Source organism: Acinetobacter sp. SwsAc5 (assembly GCF_013391485.1).
GTDB lineage: Bacteria > Pseudomonadota > Gammaproteobacteria > Pseudomonadales > Moraxellaceae > Acinetobacter > Acinetobacter towneri.
In genome coordinates, this window is the sequence record NZ_JACAXD010000012.1 from 53,214 (window position 1) to 76,133 (window position 22,920).

Below are 22,920 nucleotides of genomic sequence, written 5' to 3' on the forward strand. Positions count from 1 at the left end.
ACAAGCTTACACGCTCCATAGTATGATTTGTTGTGATCAAAGATGAATTTTCACATATTAAACACTCTAAATATCTCATCTACAGTTACAATGTACGCAACCTTTCATTTCGCAGCATAAATCTCTGTTTAGACAGAAAAGTTTACTTAAAGGAACGATGTTGAAACCTTGGCTGATAAAGCTCAAACAAGCGACTTATAACACCACATTTATGTATAACATCCGCATGCTCATTGCATTTGCGGGAACTGCTTTTGTTCCCTATTTTATGGGGATGCAGCTTGCCACTATTCCTTTAACTTTAGGTGTGCTTGCCGCAGGTTTGAGTGATATTGATGACCGTTTTTCGGTGCGTATTGTCAATCAGCTCTATACTTATATTGGTTTCTTTGTTACCGCCACTTCAATTCAGTTTTTATTTCCACACCCTATTTTATTTGCTACAGGCTTAATCCTGTCGTGTATTGTCTTAATTTTGCTCGGTTCGCTTGGACGACGTTATGCCACCATTTCTTATGGCTGTTTGGTGGTGTCAGTCTATTCCATGCTTGGCGTCAACCTATTTGATGACTGGTACATGCAGCCGCTGCTTTTGGTTTCGGGCGCAATTTGGTACGGCTTAATTTCGACCATCAGCTTTTTACTGTTCCCTGTTCGTGCCTTACAAGACAAACTTTCACTCAGTTATTCTTCTTTGGGTGATTTTTTATTTGCCAAATCAAATCTATTTGATGTGGATATGACTGCACCGAGTTATCAACAAAGTATCATTGATTTATCACTTGAAAATGGCAAATTAATTGCGATTTTTAACGACTTAAAAACCGCTTTACTGACCCGTTTAAAAGGTGACCGCGGGCAAAAAGATACCCGACGTAGCTTACAGTATTACTTTGTCGCACAAGACATTCACGAACGTGCCGACTCTGCACATATTGATTATCAAAAACTGGCGAAAATATTTCAGCACAGCGATATTTTATTTCGCTTCCAACGCATTTTGTCGATTCAGGGCAAAGCCTGTAAAGATTTAAGCGAAAGCATTTTGCACCGTAAACCTTATGTGCATAACAAGCGTTTTAAACATGCTTTTGAAAATCTTAAACAGTCTTTAGAAAAACTGCGCAGTGAACAGCAATATGACCAAGTCTGGATTAATGCACTGTTTGCCTTATACCAAAACCTGAAATCAATTGATGCTCAACTGCGTAACCTTGAAACCGAACGTAATATTAAACTGGATAAATCCAAACATATTGAACAGCAACTGAAAGATGATGACTTAAAAAGTTGGGATGATATTGTCATTCGGATTAAGCAGCATTTAACCCCCGAATCGGTTTTGTTCCGCCACGCCATTCGTTTGTCGATTGTGCTGTTGATTGGCTATATTTTTGTGCAAGTCACCAACATTCAATATGGCTACTGGATTTTACTGACCGCCCTGTTTGTGATGCAGCCTAACTTTAACACCACCAAACGGCGTTTACGTTTGCGTATTATTGGGACGTTAGCAGGGATTGTAGTCGGCTACACCATTTTATATTTTGTACCGTCCGTTGAAGGGCAATTACTGGTTTTAGTGATTAGTGGCATGTTGTTCTTTGAATTGCGCAGTAAACAATATGCACAAGCCACTGCCTTTATGACCATTTTGGCGCTGATGAATTTTAACCTAGAAGGTTTGGGCTATGCCGCAGCTGTGCCACGTATGGTCGATACCTTAATTGGTTGTGCGCTAGCATGGTTTGGCGTGAGTTTTATCTTCCCCGATTGGAAATTCCGTCGTTTATCACGCACGATTCGCCGCTCACTCACCGCGCAATGTGGCTATTTGGCAGAAGTGATTGAACAATATAAAAATGGACGCAACAACGGTTTGAATTATCGTGTCGTGCGCCGTGCTGCTCATAATACCGATGCAGAAGTTGCTTCACTGATTTCAACACTCGCCACCGAACCTGATTTTGACCCCAATCAAAAAGCTCAAGCCTTTGAGTTCTTGTGTCTAAATCACACCTTTATTAGCTATATTGCTGCACTTGGTGCGCATCGTGACAAAATTGACGATCAGGAAGTCTTGCAGCTGCTCGATCAAGCAATGGACGATATTCAAGGTGCTTTACTGAAAGATGAAACGCCAGATTTAAGTGCACACAACATGTTGCAAACCATTCGTCAGCGTTTAAGCCAAAACAAAGAAGAAGATCAAAAATCATTAATTATTTTGCAGCAATTATCTTTGATGATGAGTATCTTGCAACAATTAAGTCGCTTAAAACAAAGTTTAAGCCACGAACATGATCAGGACGCAACTGAACTGGCGTCTTTATAAACAATCCTGCAAACGGTCAGTGCCTACTTATTCGCCCTAAGCTGCACAAGTATTCACCGACCTTAGCATGATTTTGCGACAATATACTCACTGCATGACAGCAATTAATGCTAAACTTTTTATAGTTTTAAATTTGTTAGTTTCACTATGACCGCGAAAAGTTTATACGCCTATACCCTACAGCCTGTGATCTACGAAGTTTCTGAAGAAGAACAACGTCACGCACAACTGGTAATTTGGCGCAGTACCAATAAAATTGGCATGAAAGCATGGATTATTATGGGTGTGATTGTTGCCCTTTCCATTTTAGGCATTCTGCTATTAAAAAATTATTCGACAATTTTCTGCTGGGTTGCCATTGTCTGTGTGGTGCTCTACCTGCTCGTGCGTAAATACGGCTTGGAATGGTACGTTAAGCGAAAAATGAATGAATTTCCTGTTCAAGAAATTAAAGGGATTCGTTTAGGCGTACAGCCGCACGGTATCGTGATGCGTCAGCAAATGGGCGCTCAAGAAGGCGTGGGTGCAATTGGCTGGAAAGATGTGTATGAATGGTACAATACCCCTGAGTTTATCTTGATGAACTTCAAAGTAAAAGGTCAGCAAGGTGCTTATATTCTGCCTAAGCGTATGGACAGCAAGAACTTTTCGTTCAACACCATTCGCAAGCATTTGACTGAAGCTGCAGGCGAAGCCAAGCAAATCTAAATATCCCTATTTAAAAATAAACCTCTATCCCCTGTGATGGAGGTTTTTTTTGCTTAAAATTAAAACAATGAACGATAATGAGAATAAATAGCATTTGCATTAACTTCATCTCTGCATTATTCTGCATCACAATTCATACTCAACAACCAACGCTTATGCTGAAGAAAGCCTTTTTCCAAATTCACTGGTTCCTTGGTATTACTGCAGGACTGATCTTGTCACTCATGGGCGTGACAGGTGCGATTTATTCCTACGAACAAGAAATTCTAAAATGGATGAATCCGAACAGTTATCAGGTACAAGTTGAGCAGAAAGCCAAACTAAGCCCTGCAGAAATTTATCAACATTTTCAGCGTACCCAACCTGACTATAAAATTAATAGCATCACCGTTGCAAAAGACCCAGCTGCATCTTCAACCATCAATATTGCGAAAGAAGGTGCAAAACGTGGACAAAATATCCTGATTAATCCTTACTCGGCAGCAGTGTTGCCTGAAATTCGGGGACGTGAATTTTTCCAGTTTATTCAGCAATTACACCGCAACTTAACCGTAGGGCCTATTGGTAAACAAATTACAGCCGCATGTACCCTCATGTTGTTGTTCTTTGTGTTAAGTGGCATTTACCTACGCTGGCCGAAACGCCATTCATTTAAACAATGGTTTGCGCTCAAACCTCAATTAAAAGGACGTAATTTTATTTGGGACTTACATGCCGTAGTGGGCACGTGGGTCGTGATTTTCTATCTAGTTTTGGCATGCACAGGACTGTATTGGTCGTATGAGTGGTGGCGCAATGGCATGTTTAAAGTCATGGGTGTGGAAAGACCACAAGCGCAATTGCAAGCAGATGGACGCAACAAACCTGTAAATTCAAATGCTCAAGCACTCCATCAAGCTGCGCAAATGCAGACTGCGGAACATCGCCCAAATACCACAAAACCAGCCAAACAAAATACACTGGATCAGGCACAAATCAATCTTGCATTGACTCAGGCATGGCAGCATTTCCCGCAGCAATTGGGACAGGATTATTCCAGCATCACTTTTAATGTGCCTAAACATGCCAATAGTGAAATTGAAATCAACTTTGTCGATGCCATTCCACAACATGAACGTGCCCGCAATAGGGCAACTTTTGATTATCAACAAGCACGTATTACTCAACTTGAATTATATGTAGACAAACGGCTTAATGAAAAAATCATGAGCAGTATGCTGCCTGTGCATCGCGGTAGTTTCTTTGGGCCTGTTTATCAATTTTTGGCAATGCTTTCTGCCTTGATGATGCCACTATTTTTCATCACAGGCTGGATGTTGTATTTAAAACGTCGTAAACAAAAGCGTTTGACTCTTGCTGCACGTCAAATCCACACTCAATTTCAGATCGACCCAAATGCTGAACACTGGCTCATCGTCTATGCCAGCCAAACAGGTACTGCCGAACAATTGGCATGGCGTACTGCAACTAGTCTGCAAGAGGCACATCAACCTGTCATAGTCAAAGCTCTGCAACATCTCAGCCTTGAAGACCTTAAAAACACCACCCAACTGTTATGTATTGCCAGCACCTATGGCACAGGTGATGCACCCGATTTGACATCAAGTTTTGTGAAAAAAATCCTACCGCAAACCTGTGACCTGAGTCATTTGCGTTATGCAGTACTGGCTTTAGGTTCACGTGAATATGCAGATCATTACTGCCGTTTTGGACATACGATTGCTGCATGGCTGCAACGTAATCAAGCACATGCCTTGTTCAATACCATTGAAGTAAATAATGCCAATCCTGCAGACATACAGCGTTGGAATCAGGCTTTGGTACAGGTCACACAACTTGACTTACCAAGTATGCATATCGAAAAAACTTTTGATACATGGACCTTACAGCAACGTGACTTGCTAAATCCCAACAGTTTAGGCGCACCCGCCTTCAATATTGAACTGTTAGCACAACATGATGTGCATTGGTCTGCAGGTGATATTGCAGAAATTCAGCCTGAAAACAGCACTGCACGGATTCACGCCTTTTTAAAACAGCATCAACTCGATGCCAATACAATTCTTGCTGATGGTCAGCAAACCTTAGTACAGGCTTTGGCAGATAAAGACCTCACCGCGCCAATTCAGACATTTAAAACTGCGGATGAATTATTGGCACAACTTTCACCCTTGCCTAGTCGTGAATATTCAATTGCCAGTATTCCTTCACAACAGGTTTTAAGACTTGTGGTGCGTCAAAAATTCGATGCTCAAGGCGAGCTTGGCTTAGGTTCAGGTTGGTTAACTGCACATGCTGCACTTGGGCAAAATATCGCATTACGCATTCGCAATAATCCATCTTTCCATTTAATTGATGATGACCGCCCAATTATTTGTATTGGCAACGGTACAGGGCTTGCAGGATTAATGAGCTTATTGCATGCACGTACCCGCCTGAATTACACCCAAAACTGGTTGTTTTTTGGTGAACGTCAGCAAGCGCACGATTACTTTTATCAGCACACCATCGAGGCTTGGCAAAGCACAGGTATGCTACAACGCCTTGATTTGGCCTTTTCCCGTGATCAAGCCGAAAAAGTCTATGTACACCATAAGTTACGCGAACAGGCTGAAGAATTAAAACGCTGGATTGAACTAAATGCCGTGATTTATGTCTGCGGTAGCATTCAAGGCATGGCCAGTGATGTCGACCAAGCCTTAAAAGATATTTTGGGTGAGACTCAACTGGAACAATTACGTCAGCAAGGACGTTATCGCCGAGATGTGTATTAGGATTTGTTGACACTTTTTAAATGGCTTGCGCTGTAGCTCTATAGCTAAAACTTGGCAATTCACCCAAGTTTTATCCATAGCCTCAGCCGAAACATAATTCAGTTGAGGCAAAATTTTTCAGCAGCTTCGGCTATACTGTTTGTACAGCATCACAGTACAATAAAATTATGCAAGGCATGCAAGCAAGTCACGTACAAACACAATTTAGTCTATTTAAAAGAATATTGAGTAGCCTAATTGGATTAATTTTAGTATTGGATGGTGCCTATCTCATCAGCTTAAAGAAAATTCATTTCGGCACCGTTTTACCTGTTTTAATAGGCATGATGCTGCTGTGTTATGCCATTTTCTATACTTGGATTCAAAGCTACTTAAAACAACATACACGCTTAGATTGGCTGTGGAAATTCGGTTGGGGCGTATTTTGGCTGTGGTGCATCAGCCTGCTGATCTTTTTTACTTATATTCATTTCAGTACACAGCAGCAAAATACTGTAACCAACAATGCTAAAGTGGTGATTGTACTCGGCAGTGGCATTGAAAATGGACAACCATCGCCCACGCTCGCCAAACGACTGGATACTGCAGCCGCGTATGCCTTGGAGCATCCTCAAAGTTATTTCATTGTTAGTGGTGGCCCTGCATTTGCGGAACAACTCACTGAAGCACAGGTGATGTCTAATTATTTGCAACAACGTTATGCAATTGCAGCATCACACATTATCTTGGAAACCCAAAGCACCAGTACGGCATTTAATTTGAAAAACAGTCAGCCCTTGCTGCATACATTAGGCACAGATAAAACCCAACCGATTATAATTGTCACCAGCGACTTTCACACACCACGTGCAGCAGCCATTGCCAAACGACAAGGATACACACAGTTCAGCATGCTCAGTGCAACGACACCACTCTATACCCGCTATAACGCATGGTTACGCGAGTATTTTGCTTATATCAGTGGTTGGCTGCTGAATGAGTATTAAAAATAAAATCTAGCAAGCAGATCGCTTAATTCAAACGTATCGAGCGTGGTAAAGGAATTTGCATATCTTTAAAAAATTCAGGTTTTTGCATATACACCTGATACAAATAATTTTTTAGATCAAGCAATAACTTTTCAGGGGCAACCAATACATTCTGCCCTTCTGGGCTTAGATTCATCGAAATATTGGTGGCTTCCTGACGTAAAAATGGAATCACTTTTTCAATAAAATCTTTCAGTGAAATTTCTTCGACTTGATAATTGGCCCAATTGTCTTTAATTAACAGTTTTGCCAGACTTTTATTTTGCCACATTGCAAAAGCACGTTGCCCTGTAGGCGTGGCACAGAGCGCCCAGCCATCTTCATACAATGCAAAAACATGCCCCTGAGACACAATGGTCTCAATAAATTGCTTGTAAATATCTTGTGCATTATAAGTTTGCGTTGCTTGCTTAGATGCAGCTTTACGTTGATAAGGATTTCGCATAAGTCACGGATATTAGTATTATTATTAAATAAAAATTTTAGGCGAATTTATTGCAATACGCAAGTAATATAAGATAAATGAGGATGAAAGGATATGGTGGGCGCTGACGGGATCGAACCGCCGACATTCTGCTTGTAAGGCAGACGCTCTACCAACTGAGCTAAGCGCCCTGAAGATTAAAAAATAACATCGTTATTTTTTATGATGCAAGACAAGCAAAGAACGTCGTCTTGAACTTTGAAATACATTTTTCACATCAGGGAATGAAAAATGGCGCAGCGGACGGGGCTCGAACCCGCGACCCCCGGCGTGACAGGCCGGTATTCTAACCAACTGAACTACCGCTGCAACGGTAATTGCGTAAGCAATTAAGGTCTTTTTTGTATGTATGCCAAGCATAAATACTAAAATATGGTGGGCGCTGACGGGATCGAACCGCCGACATTCTGCTTGTAAGGCAGACGCTCTACCAACTGAGCTAAGCGCCCTGATAAGATCAAAACAATATTTTGTTCTGATTTTGCAAAACTGTCAAACTTTGCATCATTTCAGTTTAAGTCTATCAGGCAACCTAAACTTTTCTTTTGAATGGCGCAGCGGACGGGGCTCGAACCCGCGACCCCCGGCGTGACAGGCCGGTATTCTAACCAACTGAACTACCGCTGCATCGCAAAAGAATCTGGTGGGCGCTGACGGGATCGAACCGCCGACATTCTGCTTGTAAGGCAGACGCTCTACCAACTGAGCTAAGCGCCCTCAAAAGCAATTTTATGTAAATGGCGCAGCGGACGGGGCTCGAACCCGCGACCCCCGGCGTGACAGGCCGGTATTCTAACCAACTGAACTACCGCTGCACTTACACAAAGTCACTATTGTGGTACAAACAATGGTTAAAGAATCTTAAGTGGCGCAGCGGACGGGGCTCGAACCCGCGACCCCCGGCGTGACAGGCCGGTATTCTAACCAACTGAACTACCGCTGCACGTAAGAATCTATAACGTAAAGGCTTGGTGGGCGCTGACGGGATCGAACCGCCGACATTCTGCTTGTAAGGCAGACGCTCTACCAACTGAGCTAAGCGCCCTTAACGTCTTTATCGTTTGTGAGGTGCATTATAGAGAATCTTTACCGCCTGTCAAACGCTTTTCGGCTTGTTTTCAGTTTTTTGTGACTGAGTGATTAAAAAATAGGTGATCCGCTATAAAAACAAACAAATTCTGCAAGTTATTTTAGTTTTCAAGCAAAATTAATGTGCTTTTCAACTTGTTAGCTCTGCAATCTATCTGCTCAATATGTTGGTTTTTTATGTTGTGATAGATACAACTTTATTCAATTAACTCGCACCATCAACGCACCATCAACCAAGCAACCCTAAGCTATTTAAATCTAGCTTGTGTTCAGAAATATAAACCAAGGCTTTTTCTGGAATCAGTTCAAACAATTCTAAAATATCGTGGTTACGCATCCGAATACAGCCATGCGATGCAGGAATGCCCATCGGTTCTGTGTCTGGTGTGCCATGTATATAAATATAACGCTGAAAAGTATCGCAGCCGATGCCTTGATTAAAACCTTCTTGCAAACCACTGAGCCATAAAATGCGGCTCAAAATCCAGTCTCGTTCAGGAAATTGTTCAGCTAAATCTAAATTGTAAATTTCCCCTGTCGGTTGACGTGCAATGAACACTGCATTTTCAGGTTCATTTTCACCAAACTTTAAAGCGACTTCATGCCAGCCACGTGGTGTTTTACCACTATTTTCAGTTTCACCAATGCCATTCACACCACTCGAGATGACGTAGAGTTTCTGATGCTTCGGCAAATATAAAGTTTGCTCGGCTAAATCAATCAAAATATCTGCTTGTGTGTATAAAAAAGACATTGCGCTACCCTATTCTTCTTCTTTCGTGGGCGGCTGTGGTTCAGGACGTAACCACAACCAAATACACACCACCAACATGGTGGTATTGGTAAAAATTTTGACCGCAACGGGCGCAGTTGTGAACAGCATGATCACGGCACTAATACTCATCATGATCGTTGCAAACCATTTGGCTTTACGCGGTACAGTACCATTGGCGCGCCAATCTCTGAGTGTACTGCCATATTTAGGATGATTCAGTAACCAGTTGTCCATTTGCGGCCAACCGCGTGACGATGCCCAAGCTGCTAAAATCAAAAAAACTGTAGTAGGCATACCCGGCAACAATGCACCAATAAAGCCAAGGATGACAAAGATCACCACTAAACTTCGCCATAACAAGCTTTGCATACCACTGTCCTAAACTACGAATTGCGGTAGTATAAAGCGTTTTTTAATTTTCCGTTGTAATTCTGCATTTTTCAGCATGGATTCATAATGATTGAGTTGTATCAACCCGAACTTCTGCCCGAAGTATGGCTGACCTACAAAACCCCACTCATCCGTCAGTTGGCTTTTAGTGTGGCAAGTCCGAATATTTTATGTGCTGTGCCTGAGCAATTGCCCATTCAACATGCTTTTGAATTCCATTCAGATACTTTTTGGCAGCAGCATTATCACGCTTATCAATCACGTTTAGCCTATTTAGATTCACATCCAGAAGCAGTGTACGACTTTTTAAATCAACTGAAAAGCACCCGTTTAGGCTTACGCTTTGAAATGCTGATGTGGTTTTGGCTGCGTGATCGTGATTATCATCCCTTCGAATTATTGGGACACAGTATTCAAATTATTGATGGCGCTAAAACTGTGGGTGAACTGGATTTTTTACTGCACAACCATGGCACACAGCAGGTTGAACATTGGGAAGTCGCATTAAAATACTATTTAGCCGAAGCGGATTGCTCTTTGGCACACTGGTATGGTTTAAACCGCTCCGATACTTTGGCGCGTAAACTGAATCATTTTAGTCAAAAGCAATTTCAATTTAAGCAAGCCTTGGATGTGCCGATTCAACGCCGTTTTGCTGTACTCAAAGGACAATTGTATTTCACCATACATCACTTGGCACAATCATCTACAACACTTACGCCACACTGGATTAATCGCGCTCGTCGTTTAGGTCTTTGGGGGAGTGATATTCCTGCCCAAGCAGAACGGTTTTATCGCCTACAACGTCATGAATGGATTTGTCAAAATGCTCAAGCCAGTAGCCTACCGAATCAATGGTGGGGAGATGGCTTGTATTATCGGGCGGCACATTCACAATTTTATATGTATCGTGCTGCACCGCTGATTAGCTATCCCCCTTTAACACGCTGAATAACTGTTTCAACATTTTATTACGTAAGCACCATAAAAGTTGCCTATTTATTATTCTGTTTATTTCCTAAGCTAAAAAACACATCAAAATAATCTATCTAGAGCATATTGGAGATGATCATGAAAAAAATTCTAGTGACTTCACTGCTATTAACCTTTGTTTTAACGGGTTGTAATACAATTAAAGGCGTGGGCGAAGACGTATCTTCTGCAGGTCATGCGGTGAGTAACACTGCTGAAAAAACCCAACAAGAAATTCGCAAATAATTCTGAGTATTTCACGAATATCTTCACAAAAACCACAAAAAACCTTGTTCTCGGACAAGGTTTTTTCACGCTAAAATTTCACTTTTGTTGCATTATTCCCCTATTATTAGCACTTACTCTTGATAAACGTCTGAAACTCTCATGACCTCTTCTGCTACTCTGGATTTAAGCCTTCAGCTTTTACGCCAACCGTCTGTCACTCCTGTCGATCACAACTGTCAAAACCTCATGGCAGAACGCTTAGAAAAAATTGGATTTAAGATTGAATCTATGCGTTTTGACGATGTAGATAACCTCTGGGCGCGTAAAGGTACAGAAGCACCTGTCTTTTGCTTTGCAGGTCATACAGATGTTGTACCGACAGGCAATTTAGACGCATGGAATACCGATCCATTTGTACCTGAAATTCGTGATGGCAAACTTTATGGTCGTGGCAGTGCCGACATGAAAACAGCATTGGCAGCCATGGTCGTTGCCTCTGAACGCTTTGTCGCCAAACATCCTGACCACAAAGGCTCAATTGCCTTTTTAATCACCTCAGATGAAGAAGGCCCCTCTATTAACGGCACCGTAAAAGTTGTAGAAACGTTGGAAGCACGTCATGAAAAAATGACTTGGTGTTTGGTGGGTGAACCTTCAAGTACCCATAAATTAGGCGATATTATTAAAAATGGGCGTCGCGGTTCGCTTAATGGTGTCTTAACGGTAAAGGGTAAACAAGGTCATGTGGCTTATCCACACTTGGCAATTAACCCGATTCATACCGCGTCTAAAGCGATTTCGGAACTTTGTGAAACGGTGTGGGATCATGGCAATGAATACTTCCCTGCCACCTCATTTCAAATTTCAAATATTCAAGCAGGAACAGGCGCGACCAATGTTGTCCCTGGCAATATGACGGTGACCTTTAACTTCCGTTATTCGACTGAAGTGACTGCAGATGAACTAAAAGCTCGCGTCTTGGAAATTTTAGATCGCCATCAAGTGGATTATGAAATCGAGTGGACGCTTTCAGGTTTGCCATTTTTAACCCCTGTAGGTGAATTGGTTAATGCTGCACGTCAAGCCATTCGCAATGTCACAGGTGTTGAAACAGAATTATCGACCAGTGGCGGTACATCTGATGGTCGCTTTATTGCGCCAACAGGTGCGCAAGTGTTGGAATTAGGCGTACTCAATGCCACCATTCACCAAATTAACGAGCATGTTGATGTGGCTGATTTAGAGCCATTAGCAGAAATTTATAAACAGATTTTGGAAGGGTTATTGACTTAAACCCTATAAGATTAGTTGCATGAAGCAGAAAAGGAACTCCATTTTGAGTTCCTTTTCTATTTTACAACGGAGAAAAATTGCGTTTAAGCCGTCAAGTTTTCTTGAATGTATTGTAAATTTGGTACATGAAAGACCTGCTCACCCATACGGACATATTGGAATACCGCAGGATCAGTCGTGGTTTGTTGGTCATCATCCACTACTTCAGAAATACGCAAGCGCAGTGTTTTAGGCATTTCATTGCACATCAAAGCAAAACGCTGCTCCATTTCATCACCTTCAATGACCAGTGCCACGCCCATTTTTTTCTCTGGGTCATTGACTGCATAAACAGGCAATTGCGATTCGTGCCATTCCACAGTTTTAACTTGAGTGGCGTTATCCAGCGCTGACAACACAATATTTTGAGGTATCAGCATCGGTTGTTTACCATGACATTCAACAATATAAGCATCAATAAAACCGGTAGATACGGTAATTAAATGTTGCAGCTCTTGCTGACTGATTTGCCCGAGTAAATTTGGACTATTCGTCTGACTCATCGTTTACCCCTGACTAACTGCTAATAATTGTTCAATATTGGCAAGCAATTCTGCCTCTTGGAACGGTTTACCCATGTAGTGCGTCACACCCAAGCTAAACGCTCGTTCGCGGTGTTTTTCACCTGTACGTGACGTAATCATGATGATCGGCAGATTGCTATGCATGTCGTGGTGGCGTACAAGGTTAGTCACCTCAAAACCATCCATACGTGGCATTTCAATATCCAGTAACATCAAGTCAGGTTTGACGTTTTCAAGCTGCTCCATGGCATCGACACCATCTTTGGCAGTCACGATGTCATAACCTTGACGCTCAAGCAGACGTGAAGTTACTTTACGTACGGTGACTGAGTCATCCACAATCATAATTAAGCGGCGTGTATCACGACGTTGGCTATCACGTTGATCGCTGGCTTGTTTAGTACGTTGCGTTGCAAGAATTTGACGGGCAATGTTCTGACCATCCAAAATCAAACAAACTTGACCATCACCCAAAATAGTTGCGCCTGCAATTGCACCAATGCTTGAGAACTGTTGTCCAATTGGTTTCACAACAATTTGACCACGCGAACCAATCAACTGATCGACTAGTAAAGCAATGGTTTGACCTGTGCTGCCTTTAATTAACAGAACAGGTAGTGAATGACCCACATGGCTTAAACGCGGTAATGGCTGATTGCCAACGAACTCAGATAAGTAACGTAACTTGTAGTTCTGGTTGTCAATTTGGAAGAAATCTTCATTGCTGTTGAAGTAAGATTCCAAAGTGGTTGGTGCAATACGTACAATACGGTCAATTTGCGCCAACGGTACAGCAAATTGTTGATCACCAACTTTAACCATTAAGGCATCGGATACCGCAACCGTCGTTGGTACACGAATACTAAAGGTTGTGCCTTGACCTAATGTTGAATCTACAGAAACGTGACCGCCGAGCGCCTTAATCTCACTTTGCACCACGTCTAAACCAACGCCACGACCTGAAATTTGTGTAACCGATTGTGCTGTTGTAAAGCCTGGGTGGAAAATGTATTGCAGAATTTCGTTTTTATCTAAATTCTGATCGGCTTTGATTAAACCTAAGCTCAATGCTTTTTCTTTAATCTTGGCATCATCAATACCCTTACCATCATCCACAAAAGTCACCACAACATCTGTGCCTTGACGGGTAATGTTCAGTTCAATTTTACCAACTTCAGGTTTATTGGCTGCAGCACGTTGTGCAGGGTCTTCAATCCCATGGTCGACCGCGTTGCGCAGCATGTGTTCAAACGGTGTCACCAAACGCTCTAGAATGGTACGGTCTAATTCACCTTCAGTGTTATAAACCACCAGTTCTGTCGGACGGTTTAAGGTCGATGAAGTCTGACGCACAATACGTTGTAAACGTGGCAATAAACGTGAGAATGGTACAAGGCGTGTACGCATCAAGCTTTCTTGAATTTCAGCCTGAATACGTGATTGTTGTAATAACAAACCTTCGGCATCACGAATTTTTTCAGCCAAGGTGCTCTTAAAGTCCACCAAGTCCGATGCAGATTCCGCCAGAGATTTAGACAACTGATTCAACGATGAATATTGGTCCATCTCTAATGGGTCAAAGTCTGCATAACGTGAGTTTTCAGAACCATGCTTGGCAATAATTTGCGATTCCAGCTCGCCTTCCATTCGGCGTAACTGATCGGCAAGACGTTTAATCGCCAATTCCATCTCATTCAACGTACCGCCTAGTTGCCCAAGCTCCATTTCAATACGTGAACGGTTAATCGAGTTCTCGCCTGACAAGTCAATCATCTTCTCGACTAAATCGGCAGAGATACGAATCATCTCATTGCTATTATCCAGCTGTGTGGTTTCGCCCCACTCACCCGACATTGCAGGTGGCTCTGTACCATCACCCTGAACAAACTCATAACTACGGCTTGGCGATAACAAGTCGGTATGCGTTAAACGCTCGGGCAATTGCGCAGATACATCTACAAACTGCATCGCCGACAAGCTAGATTTTAAGCTGTCATAATTGCTGTAATCTGCTTTGAAGATTGCATCACGCAACCACGCCAACGTGGTTTGCAATAAAGCATCATAAACATTTGAGTTAAATTGATGCACAGCAAACTGTTCAAAGGCACTTTCAAGTTGATAGGCGATTTGCGCAACAGACTCAATTTCAGCCATACGTGCACCGCCTTTTAAGCTGTGCGCCGCACGTTGTAATTGAAGCAAGATACTTCGGTCACTACGCTGTTCAAACCATTGTTTCAAGCGCTGATCTGCAGCATCCAAAATTTCTTCCGCTTCTTCTCGGAAAGTCTCAACCACAATTGAATGTAATTGCTCATCTTCAGATTCAGCACTTGCTTCAAGACTTGCAGTTTCTGTGATCGGCTCAAATACCGTAGCAGCAGCGTCTTCAAAATGTGCATCATCAGCAATAACTGCGTCATCTTCAGCTAAATCTGCAGTTGTATCTTGCAACGCTTTTACCGCCAACTCAGGCTGTGCATCAACCTCTTCTACTGCCTCAATAGTCTGTTCAGGCTGCGCTGCGGTTGTCGCACTTGCAACTGACACATCTGCATCGCCTTGTGCCAAGCTAACAATGTTGCCTAAAATTGCAATCGACTCTGGCGCAGCATAGTCCACACGCTCATCACGAATGGTCTGAATACGGTCTGCAATATCATCTTGCACCAAACGAATAATTTGAATTAACGCAGGTGAAACAACAATTTGGTTGTTAATGATACGCTCGTAAATCGACTCAAGGTTGTGTGCAATTAAACCAATATGCGTCGCAGAAATCATATTTGCACCACCTTTTAAAGTGTGCAAATAACGCATTAAGTTGTTTAAAGCCGAAGTATCGCTGGCGTCTTTTGACCAAGTATTAACATCTTCATCCATACCCACCAAAAGCTCTTCTGCTTCTTCCAAGAAGATATCCAGCAAGTCAGGATCGAAGTCTTTGTTGGCATCATCGGCATGCATGTTTTGTTGATCTGATGCAATACGTTGTGACAATTGCGCCAAATTCACTGTGCCCGAATTTTCGCTAGCAACTGCAGCAGGCACCGCTTCAGGTTCTGCAACAACTGTTGTTTCTACAGCATTGTCGCTCACTGATGTTTCAGCATCTTCAAGTGCAATTGCATCAATGTCTTGCTGCACAAATGCAGTTAAGTCATTTAAGGTTTTCTGAATGTCTTCTGTAACCGTAACACGCTGTCCCGCAGCCAAGGTATCGAATAAATGAATAAACTCTTGGTGCGCGCGCCTGTGCAAATAACTCATAACCATATTCAGAGTTAAGCAAGATTGGCTTGGCTAAAACACTGTCGTAAGCGGCTTTAAGTTCTTCAGTAAATTGATGGATACCCACAGACGCACGGTTATCGGTATGCTCTACCAATAATTGTGCTTGTGCGCTGAGTTCTTCTAAATAGCTTGGGAATTGCGCTTGCGCCAATTTATCAAATTCAAATTCGGCATCAAGTAAACGATCAATATTCAGTTCGATTAGCTTCGATACTAAACCTTGAGGATTAGAGTCTTCTGTATCGCTGGTGCTAAAGCCGTAGCTATCCCATGCTTTATTAAAAGTTGCATAGATTACATCTAAACCATCACAGTGACCTTGACGAAGTACATGCAGATAATCCCGGACAAATTCTGCATATTGCACCAACAGCGCAGTTTCTTTTGATGTAGATTCAATTTCATCTTGTACAAACGTTTTAAACAAGTTTTCAACTTTAGAACTGGCTTGAAAAACTTGATCAATTTGCGCCATAGACGAACTGCCGCGCAGTGTATGTAAAGCACGGATTAAGCCATTATAGTCTTGTGAGTGAATCTGATCTTGCGCCAAGAACTGATCAATGGTCGCTAAATGCTCTTCAGCTTCTTCTACAAAAATAGCCAGAGTTTCAGCCAATAGACTCGCATCAGCAGCCGCTTCTTGTTCAACTTCTGTATGCAGCATTTCTTCAGCAGTCATTACATCTTCAGATGATTCAACTGCTGCGACAGCTGCTGTTTCAACTGCAGCATCCGCCAATTCTAGTCCTGTCGGCATATCAGTTGCAGTCAGTTGATCCGCTAAAATCAGCAACTCTTCCAATGCAGGTTCAGGACTTTGGTTTTGCTGTAATTGTTGTCCTAAAAGCACCAATGGGCGTAAATCAAGATCAATTAAACCGACTTGCTTAAAAATTGGATAAAGCTTGTATTGATAAATATTTAAAACAGTTTTTGCGTATTTTTGAATATCAGTATTGAGTGTTACCGCACCCGAAAGCACACGGTTTAAAGTATCTTCAACCGTCCATGCCAATTCGCCCGCAGACTTCGCACCCACCATGCGACCCGAGCCTTTTAAAGTGTGAAAGTGACGACGAATAGTCACTAAAGTTTCTTGATCTGTTGGGTTCGCAAACCAAGTTGTAAATAATGGATTTAATTCTTCGAAGATTTCTTCAATTTCTTCGACAAAAATTTCAAGAATTTCCGCATCTTGCTCAAGATAACTATCTTCAGGAAGCGTCATTGTTTCGACTAAATTTTTTAATATTTCTTTCATAGCTAAGGCTTCTTACGTTTTCAGCACCAAAAGGCACTTCAACTTAATTGTAACCATCCTGAATGCCCCTAACCCAAAAGTTAAGTTCATCTTTGCGATGCTTTATCTCTGAATGATGGTGTACCCATAACTGTGTATAGGTACACCTTTCCCCAAGCTGGAATCCCGCTTATTCAGGTAGTTTAAAGTCAGTTACAGATTCACGTAATGATTCTGCCATGTTGGCCAACTCAGATACCGAACGTGCAGTATCGAAAGTTGCACTGGTCGTTTGCGAGGTAATTTCCTGTACAACGTTCATCGTGGTTGCAATGTGACCTGCAGAAGCAGACTGAAGTTTTGCAGCATCCGAAATGTTAGAAATCAATTTCGCAAGGTTGGTCGATACCGTTTGAATCTCATCCAGTGCAACACCCGCATCTTTAGATAAGTTCGCACCACGCACAACTTCTGATGTGGTTTGTTCCATCGAAATTACGGCTTCGTTGGTATCGGTCTGAATGGTTTTAACCAGTGTTTCAATCTGCTTGGTTGCAGATGCTGAACGTTCCGCTAGACGCTGTACCTCGTCGGCTACGACTGCGAAACCACGACCTGCTTCACCCGCCATAGACGCCTGAATTGCTGCGTTTAATGCCAAGATGTTAGTTTGGTCGGCAATATCGTTAATCAAGGCAACGATGTTACCAATCTCTTGTGAAGATTCACCCAAACGCTTAATACGTTTAGAGGTTTCTTGAATCTGCTCACGAATGATATCCATACCTTCAATTGAACGGTTTACAACGTCTGCACCATTCGATGCAATATGTACTGAACGTTCTGCTACCGCTGCTGATTCTTCAGCGTTGGCAGATACTTGGTCAATCGACATTGCCATTTCGTTAATTGCGGCAGATGCACCTGCAATTTCTTGCGCCTGATGCTCAGATGCTTCAGCAAGCTGGTTGGTAATGTTCTGTGTGGTTGCCGTATATTGTGCAACTTCGTGCGATGTTTCGTGAATACGCGATACAAGGTCACGTAATTGGTCAATTGCGAAGTTAATCGAGTCGGCAATTGCACCCGTGAAGTCTTCCGATACTGTTGCGTATGAACGTAAGTCACCATCTGCAAGGTCGGCGATCTCATCGAGTAAACGTAAAATCGCGTTCTGGTTACGGTCATATTCATCTTGTAGACGAACCACGCGAGCTTTATCGGCTTCACCACGTAAGCTTAAGAGTTTGAATACACAGAATAAGAACGCAAGTAATGCTGCAATTAAGCCAATTGCAGGAATTGCAATAGACCAACCTGAACTGCTAGACAATTTATTTAAATTGGTTAAAAGCTTATCTGACTGATCAAAAATAGAAGATGATGCCTGACGTACTTTTACAATTTGTGTTGAGTTATTTAAAACTGTTGCAGCAGCAGATTTCAATACATCTTCATATTCTGCTTGAATACCTTCTAATGAACTACGTAAATCTTCTTGAGTAATACGTTGTACACCAAGTTCCGCACTACCATTTAACTGTGCTGCCAAGTAAGCACCAAACGTTTCGGTATCGGCACTAAAGTCATCTGCAGATTCACGTGAACTGTCTGTACCTGTTAATACAGAACTGATTGAACGTAAAATACGTTCTGCAATGAATACTTGGTTCTTTGCAATAACCACCTGGCTACTTGGCATGTCTTGACGTGCCATTTGGTCAACCATCAAGTTATATTCAGCCTGAATACCCGGAATGGTTTCACCAATTGCAATGTTGGTGTCATAGAGTTGGTTAATGATTTTTTGTTGCGAAGCAATCAAATCAATATTTTCAGAAACCGATTTCCACTGTGTTTCCACTTCACGCAGTGTATCTGTGCTGGCATGAATATCCTTCACTGTTTCTAAGTGAGCAGCAAAGGCTTTTTGTGAATCTGTTAAGTTTTTAATAGATTCAGGCGTACCTGATGCAGTCGCTTCGGTTGCTTGACGTGAAATGGTTTGTGACAACAGACGTAAATCACCCAAACTACGGGTAAAATCGTTATTACGCGGCACGCTATAAAAAAGGTATAACAACAGGAAAAGCGATAAGATGATACAAAAAGCTGCGCCTAAAATAAGTGGCTTAGATTTTTCTGTTTCGCCAAATACACTCGCAAACTCTTCTGTTCGCGCCTGTAATTTTGCAAAAAAACCTGGACCACTTGCTTTACGGACGGTTTCTTCGCCTGAATTTTTCTTTTTAAGTTTAAAGCCCATGCAGCTTCTCCCCGATTGACGCCTTCATTTTTTAGGTGCGCGACAGTTAATTTATAAATTTTATAGATGCGTTCATGTATTTTGGGTTTTGCAATAAACGACTAAATAAGAAAACATGCCATTGTTGGTTATGTTGGTGAAAATACCCCTGACAATATTCTTGTAAATTACTATCTAAATCATTGTGTTTAGAAAAGAAACTTTTCTTATTAAAGTGCTGTATACCCAAAACTTGATCTACAACTAAACCGACATAATGGTCATTATGACTAATACACATTACTTTTTGAGTAGGTGAATATTGGCTGCTTTGCCCAGAAACATAATGTGCCAAATCTGAAACTGAAAGTAATCTTCCGCGAATATTCGCTAAACCTACTACCCAAGGTTGGGTATTTGGCACTGGCGTATATTTCGGTGGATAAATAACCTCAGAAACTTCTCCTAATGGAGCAACGAAATATTGCCCCATCATCTCAAAAGCAATGCCTGACCAGCGGTTTACCTCATTTTCGGTACTAACGTAGTTTTTGTTTCCACGTTTAGATAACCGAAGCAATTCAATAAAACCATTTGCAGCCATAGCTTATCCTGCATTAAGGTGTTGATTAATCACATCAATTAATTGTTTTTCGTCAACAGGCTTAGTTAAGTAATCGCTTGCACCTTGGCGTTTCCCCCAAACACGATCGGTTGCCTGATCTTTGGTACTCACAATTACAATTGGAATGTGTTTGGTGGTGTCACCACGCGAAATTTGACGTGTTGCCTGAAAGCCATTCACGCCTGGCATAACCACATCCATTAATACTAAATCTGGTAATTCAGCTTGCGCCATGGTCACGCCATCTGCACCATTCGCTGCTTCAATGACTTCAAAACCATGCTTGGTCAAGATTTCTCTGAAGCGGAATGTTTCTGTAGGTGAATCATCTACAATAAGAATACGAGCCATTATTTTCCCCAATAAATCTAACTAACTAATAATTATGCTGTCACGTGGTTACGAATGGCGTTTAATAATTCATCTTTACTAAATGGTTTAGTCAGATACTCATCAGAACCTACTACACGTCCTTTGGCTTGGTCAAATAAACCATCTTTACTTGATAGCATAATGACAGGAATGTTTTGGTAGTTTTGCGAGTTTTTAATTAAGGCACACGTTTGGTAACCATCTAGGCGTGGCATCATAATATCTACGAATACGATATCTGGATTTGATTCTGCAATTTTGGATAAAGCTTCAAATCCATCAACTGCGGTAACCACTTCACAACCTTCACGCTGCAGAAGTGTTTCAGCTGTACGGCGAATGGTTTTTGAATCATCAATCACCATGACTTTTAGATTTTGGAATTTATCGTCCATTCAATGACCCTTCCCATTTTTGTTTGTACAAGCAACTGAGTAGAAAAATCTTACACATTGATCGTATTTTTAACATATCTTTACTTGTAGTTTCAATGAACATATTTAGTGTAAATCTACACTTTTACACCATTATCACCAAACCGCTCACACTTTCTTGTGACCATTGATATTTTTTATCGGTTGTATTTTTTTAATTCCTAATTTTGATCTAATATAACACTATTATTACGTGTAATTTAAGTAATTTAGTCAACTTTATTGTGGGGGACAACGTGAGCACTTTTTTTGCAAAATCACTCGCTGTAAAATTAAAACAAAATAAGCAGTCACTCAAATTGGGCATGCTTGCGTTACTGCTATTGCCCTCTGCCCCACTCATGGCTGACAGCCAGAACAAAGCGGTGTGGTATCGCTATTATGATCAACATGGCGTTGCAAATATTAGTAGTAATGTGACACCTAATCATATTCGTCATGGTTATGAAGCATTAGACCGTAACATGCAAGTAATTCAGCGCGCACGTCCATACAACACCGAAACGGATATTAAAAAAGCCCCTCAACGTGCTGCTCAAGCGTATCAAATGGAATCTGATCAGCGTTTGAAAAACGCCTATACCAATAGTCAAACTGCAATCACCAAACGTAATAACGCTTTAGCGCATATTAAAAAGCAAATTATTTTCCAACAAGAACAACTCAAACAGTTGCAAAACGACCGTATTACTTTTAAACGTCAAGAAATGGAATATTTACGCAAGGTCAAACCTGTGCCTGCACAACTAAAAACCAATTTGGACAATAACTTAAAAAACATCGAGCTTAAAAAAGATATGATTCAATCTTTACAAACAAGCTATCGAAATACACAAGCAGAATACGACAGAATTATTACTCGCTTAAAAGCACTTGAATAGTTGATTTGAATTACCTTGTCATTTTGGCAATCAATAAGGACAAATATGCATGCACATTGCACAGCGTATCGCAGTTAGGTTTAATCGGCAGCATTTACCCATTTTTCGTATCGGTGCAATCGGTTTATGTATTTTGCTGAGTGCCTGCCAAAAAACAGAAACTGAAAATAAAACAACAGTATCAGAAAAAATTGAACTCATTCAGCAAGATTTAGTGACACCACAACAAGGCAGCGCAATCAGTAAAACTGCCTTTACAGGCACAGTGCGTGCTGTGAATCAAAGCAGTATTCAAGCACAGGTGACTGCCACAGCAACCTCAGCCTATGTCAAAGTGGGAGATAGCGTACAACGTGGTCAAACCTTGCTACGCTTAAATAATCAGGATAATGCTGCGCGTTTAGCACAAGCTCGCGCCAATTTAGCTGCAACGCAAGCGCAAGCCAACCAAGCCCGCAACATGATGCAACGAAAAAAACGTTTGCTCGATCAGGGTTTTATTTCACAAGTGGAATATGAGCAAAGTCAGTTAGATTATCGTGCGCAAATGGAAAATGTACGCGCCCAACAAGCCAATGTCGATATTGCACTAAAAGCCGATCAAGATGGCACGATTACCAGTCCAATTCAAGGTGTCATTACCCAACGTCAAGTTGAGCCTGGGCAAACTGTGGCTGCAGGACAAACCTTATTTGAAGTCGTCGATCCGAACCAATTAGAAATTCAAGCGAAATTACCAAGCGACTTACAAGCCGCACTCAAAATTGGTCAAAAAATTGAATATCAACTCCAAGGACAAGCAAACACATTTAATGCACAAATTAGCCGTGTTTCTCCTGTTGCGGATTTAGCCAGTCGTCAAATTGAATTTTTTGCGACCCCGCTTGAGCGTCTTCCCTCTTTAAGTATTGGGGCATTTGTGGATGGTTATATTTTAGCGAACACGACAATTTCAGGGCAAATCATCCCACTCAATACCATTCACGATATCCAAAACAAACCTTATGTTTGGGTGATTCGAGATCAAAAAATTGCCCGCGTGGATATCACAGTTTTAGAACAGCGCTATAGTGACAATACTGCTGTGATTCAAGGCTTACAGAGCAGTGATCTAGTCAGTCGAGTGGTGTTCAACCCCGATCAAATTCAGCAGCAGGTGATCATTCAAAATAACCCTCAATAAA

The 22,920-nt window shown here is 41.7% G+C and carries 17 protein-coding genes, 8 tRNA genes and 1 pseudogene; 9 read left to right on the forward strand and 17 right to left on the reverse strand.

Annotated features, from left to right (window positions below; genetic code table 11):
- Positions 1 to 160: 160 nt before the first annotated feature.
- From yccS to HYG89_RS08825, 4 genes are all read left to right on the forward strand, one after another.
- The gene (gene yccS, locus HYG89_RS08810; protein ID WP_131261543.1) at positions 161 to 2,335 is read left to right on the forward strand and encodes a YccS family putative transporter; all 2,175 of its coding nucleotides are present in this window, start codon (positions 161 to 163) and stop codon (positions 2,333 to 2,335) included.
- Between the two features lie 147 nt (positions 2,336 to 2,482).
- Positions 2,483 to 3,043 (forward strand): YcxB family protein, encoded by a 561-nt coding sequence (locus tag HYG89_RS08815; RefSeq protein ID WP_004977388.1) that lies wholly within the window; start codon positions 2,483 to 2,485, stop codon positions 3,041 to 3,043.
- 155 nt (positions 3,044 to 3,198) lie between these two features.
- Complete coding sequence (locus tag HYG89_RS08820; protein ID WP_178867178.1) at positions 3,199 to 5,817, forward strand: sulfite reductase flavoprotein subunit alpha; 2,619 nt, start codon at positions 3,199 to 3,201, stop codon at positions 5,815 to 5,817.
- Positions 5,818 to 5,984: 167 nt separating this feature from the next.
- On the forward strand, positions 5,985 to 6,803 hold the full coding sequence (locus tag HYG89_RS08825) for a YdcF family protein (protein ID WP_154320468.1): 819 nt from the start codon (positions 5,985 to 5,987) through the stop codon (positions 6,801 to 6,803).
- Between the two features lie 25 nt (positions 6,804 to 6,828).
- Here HYG89_RS08825 and HYG89_RS08830 read toward each other — a convergent pair whose 3' ends face one another.
- From HYG89_RS08830 to HYG89_RS08880, 11 genes are all read right to left on the reverse strand, one after another.
- A complete protein-coding gene (locus tag HYG89_RS08830) occupies positions 6,829 to 7,290 on the reverse strand; it encodes a DUF2750 domain-containing protein (RefSeq protein ID WP_004977378.1) in 462 nt (153 codons plus the stop codon).
- 94 nt (positions 7,291 to 7,384) lie between these two features.
- Positions 7,385 to 7,460: transfer RNA gene (locus HYG89_RS08835), tRNA-Val, on the reverse strand.
- Between the two features lie 101 nt (positions 7,461 to 7,561).
- Positions 7,562 to 7,638, reverse strand: a tRNA-Asp gene (locus HYG89_RS08840).
- 64 nt (positions 7,639 to 7,702) lie between these two features.
- Positions 7,703 to 7,778, reverse strand: a tRNA-Val gene (locus tag HYG89_RS08845).
- Between the two features lie 101 nt (positions 7,779 to 7,879).
- Positions 7,880 to 7,956: transfer RNA gene (locus HYG89_RS08850), tRNA-Asp, on the reverse strand.
- Positions 7,957 to 7,970: 14 nt separating this feature from the next.
- Positions 7,971 to 8,046: transfer RNA gene (locus HYG89_RS08855), tRNA-Val, on the reverse strand.
- A gap of 21 nt (positions 8,047 to 8,067) precedes the next feature.
- Positions 8,068 to 8,144, reverse strand: a tRNA-Asp gene (locus HYG89_RS08860).
- 51 nt (positions 8,145 to 8,195) lie between these two features.
- Positions 8,196 to 8,272, reverse strand: a tRNA-Asp gene (locus HYG89_RS08865).
- Between the two features lie 26 nt (positions 8,273 to 8,298).
- A tRNA-Val gene (locus HYG89_RS08870) sits at positions 8,299 to 8,374 on the reverse strand.
- Positions 8,375 to 8,647: 273 nt separating this feature from the next.
- Positions 8,648 to 9,172 (reverse strand): cell wall-recycling L,D-carboxypeptidase ElsL, encoded by a 525-nt coding sequence (gene elsL, locus HYG89_RS08875; protein WP_131261501.1) that lies wholly within the window; start codon positions 9,170 to 9,172, stop codon positions 8,648 to 8,650.
- 9 nt (positions 9,173 to 9,181) lie between these two features.
- Positions 9,182 to 9,562, reverse strand: a complete 381-nt coding sequence (locus HYG89_RS08880; protein WP_004968265.1) for a YbaN family protein — start codon at positions 9,560 to 9,562, stop codon at positions 9,182 to 9,184.
- 87 nt (positions 9,563 to 9,649) lie between these two features.
- On the opposite strand from HYG89_RS08880, the gene HYG89_RS08885 reads away from it, so the two are divergent.
- The 3 genes from HYG89_RS08885 (at position 9,650) to dapE (ending at position 12,076) form a co-directional block, all read left to right on the forward strand.
- Entirely contained in the window at positions 9,650 to 10,534 is an 885-nt protein-coding gene (locus HYG89_RS08885) for a DUF1853 family protein (RefSeq protein WP_178867147.1), read from the forward strand.
- Positions 10,535 to 10,654: 120 nt separating this feature from the next.
- Positions 10,655 to 10,801 (forward strand): entericidin A/B family lipoprotein, encoded by a 147-nt coding sequence (locus tag HYG89_RS08890; RefSeq protein WP_004968261.1) that lies wholly within the window; start codon positions 10,655 to 10,657, stop codon positions 10,799 to 10,801.
- Positions 10,802 to 10,942: 141 nt separating this feature from the next.
- Positions 10,943 to 12,076 carry a succinyl-diaminopimelate desuccinylase gene (gene dapE, locus HYG89_RS08895; RefSeq protein ID WP_178867149.1) on the forward strand — a complete coding sequence of 378 codons (1,134 nt, stop codon included), beginning with the start codon at positions 10,943 to 10,945 and terminating at the stop codon, positions 12,074 to 12,076.
- Positions 12,077 to 12,159: 83 nt separating this feature from the next.
- Here the strand turns inward: dapE and HYG89_RS08900 are convergent, their stop codons facing one another.
- From HYG89_RS08900 to pilG, 6 genes and pseudogenes are all read right to left on the reverse strand, one after another.
- Positions 12,160 to 12,618, reverse strand: a complete 459-nt coding sequence (locus tag HYG89_RS08900) for a hypothetical protein (RefSeq protein WP_167846162.1) — start codon at positions 12,616 to 12,618, stop codon at positions 12,160 to 12,162.
- Between the two features lie 3 nt (positions 12,619 to 12,621).
- Positions 12,622 to 17,200, reverse strand: a pseudogene (locus HYG89_RS08905) (Hpt domain-containing protein).
- 169 nt (positions 17,201 to 17,369) lie between these two features.
- Entirely contained in the window at positions 17,370 to 19,445 is a 2,076-nt protein-coding gene (locus HYG89_RS08910) for a methyl-accepting chemotaxis protein (protein WP_178867151.1), read from the reverse strand.
- 46 nt (positions 19,446 to 19,491) lie between these two features.
- The gene (locus HYG89_RS08915) at positions 19,492 to 20,028 is read right to left on the reverse strand and encodes a chemotaxis protein CheW (RefSeq protein ID WP_004975527.1); all 537 of its coding nucleotides are present in this window, start codon (positions 20,026 to 20,028) and stop codon (positions 19,492 to 19,494) included.
- 3 nt (positions 20,029 to 20,031) lie between these two features.
- Positions 20,032 to 20,400 carry a PleD family two-component system response regulator gene (locus HYG89_RS08920; protein WP_004975526.1) on the reverse strand — a complete coding sequence of 123 codons (369 nt, stop codon included), beginning with the start codon at positions 20,398 to 20,400 and terminating at the stop codon, positions 20,032 to 20,034.
- Between the two features lie 32 nt (positions 20,401 to 20,432).
- Complete coding sequence (gene pilG, locus HYG89_RS08925; protein ID WP_004975524.1) at positions 20,433 to 20,816, reverse strand: twitching motility response regulator PilG; 384 nt, start codon at positions 20,814 to 20,816, stop codon at positions 20,433 to 20,435.
- 275 nt (positions 20,817 to 21,091) lie between these two features.
- Here pilG and HYG89_RS08930 point away from each other — a divergent pair, with 275 nt between their 5' ends.
- Both HYG89_RS08930 and HYG89_RS08935 read left to right on the forward strand, forming a co-directional pair.
- A complete protein-coding gene (locus HYG89_RS08930) occupies positions 21,092 to 21,736 on the forward strand; it encodes a hypothetical protein (protein WP_131261508.1) in 645 nt (214 codons plus the stop codon).
- A 49-nt stretch (positions 21,737 to 21,785) separates the two neighbouring features.
- The gene (locus HYG89_RS08935) at positions 21,786 to 22,919 is read left to right on the forward strand and encodes an efflux RND transporter periplasmic adaptor subunit (protein ID WP_178867153.1); all 1,134 of its coding nucleotides are present in this window, start codon (positions 21,786 to 21,788) and stop codon (positions 22,917 to 22,919) included.
- Position 22,920: the final 1 nt, after the last annotated feature.